We start from the raw sequence: 1,333 nt of genomic DNA on the forward strand, positions 1-1,333 counted from the left end.
ATATAATCAATGAAATAATCTACAGAGAAAGTTGCACCCCAGCGCTTCTTGCCGATCTGGAGAATTTGCTGTAGACCTCGCCTCAGGCCCAATTGGTCGAACCAGTTTGCGAAAAAAGGCTGGGAACGCCTTGGGGAGGAACCTTTGTGTCGCCTTTTGGCGATGCATGTCGCAGGCGAACCATAGAGACGATTTGGGAAGGACAGACCATGCATCTTTCGACGCACAACTGGATGCGCGCGGAACCCTTGGAGACGACGCTCAAGCGCATCAAGAAATTCGGCTATGAGTCGATCGAGATTTCCGGCGAGCCCGAGCAGTACAAGACCAAGGAGACCCGGGCGCTGCTGAAGGAGCATGGTATTCGCTGCTGGGGCGCGGTGACCCTGATGCTGGGCGAGCGCAACCTTGCCGCCAGGAACCAGGGCCAGCGCGAGCGTTCCGTTCAGTATGTCAAGGACGTGCTGACCATGGTCAGCGAACTCGATGGCGAGATCATCACGCTGGTTCCGGCCACCGTCGGCAAGGTGGTGCCTGACGGGACCGAAGAAGAGGAATGGAAGTGGGTCGTCGACGCCACCCGTGAATGCTTCACCCACGCCAAGAAGGTCGGCGTCAAGATCGCTGTCGAACCCCTCAACCGCTTCGAGACCTATCTGTTCAATCGCGGCGCCCAGGCACTGGCGCTGGCTGACGCGGTCAGCCCCGAATGCGGCGTGTGCCTCGACGCTTACCACATCCACATGGAAGAATTTAACGTCCATGACGCGATCCGGCAGGTCGGAAAGCGCCTGTTCGACTTCCACGTCGCCGACAACAACCGGTTTGCCGCCGGCCTCGGCCAGATCGACTGGCCGAAGATCGTCGCCACCTTGCGCGAGATCGGCTACGACGGCGCGCTGACCAATGAGTTCGTCGCGCCCGTCGACCGGACGCCGGCAGCCCCCTATCCCGACATGGTCGAGCGCAATCCGGTCGACATCTCGCCCGAGCAGCTGAAGTTCATCCAGGACCACGGCTCCAGCGTGCTCACCGAGAAATTCTACACCGACCAGATGCGCATCAACGCCGAAACGTTGCTGCCGCTGATCAAGTAGCCGACTGCCTCTGGGAAATTCGCCCTTCCGCCCTGACCGGCGGCGGGGCTGGGGAAGAATATGCGTATCAAGTCCGTCCAAGCCTGGTGGATCCGCGTTCCGATCGAAGCCGCTCGGCAGCACCGCAGCGACTTCGGTCAGGTGACGACCTTCGACGCCGCCATCCTGCGCATCGAAACCGATGACGGGCTGGTCGGCTGGGGCGAAGGCAAGAACGCCGCCGGCAGTGCCGGCAG

The 1,333-nt window shown here is 61.0% G+C and carries 1 protein-coding gene and 1 pseudogene; both read left to right on the plus strand.

Annotated features, from left to right (window positions below; translation table 11 throughout):
- Positions 1–209: 209 nt before the first annotated feature.
- Positions 210–1,097 carry a sugar phosphate isomerase/epimerase gene (locus tag EN906_RS34300; protein ID WP_027037785.1) on the plus strand — a complete coding sequence of 296 codons (888 nt, stop codon included), beginning with the start codon at positions 210–212 and terminating at the stop codon, positions 1,095–1,097.
- A 60-nt stretch (positions 1,098–1,157) separates the two neighbouring features.
- Positions 1,158–1,333, plus strand: a pseudogene (locus tag EN906_RS34305) (mandelate racemase/muconate lactonizing enzyme family protein); the annotation flags it as partial.

The organism is Mesorhizobium sp. M7A.F.Ca.CA.004.06.1.1, from assembly GCF_003999135.1.
GTDB lineage: Bacteria > Pseudomonadota > Alphaproteobacteria > Rhizobiales > Rhizobiaceae > Mesorhizobium.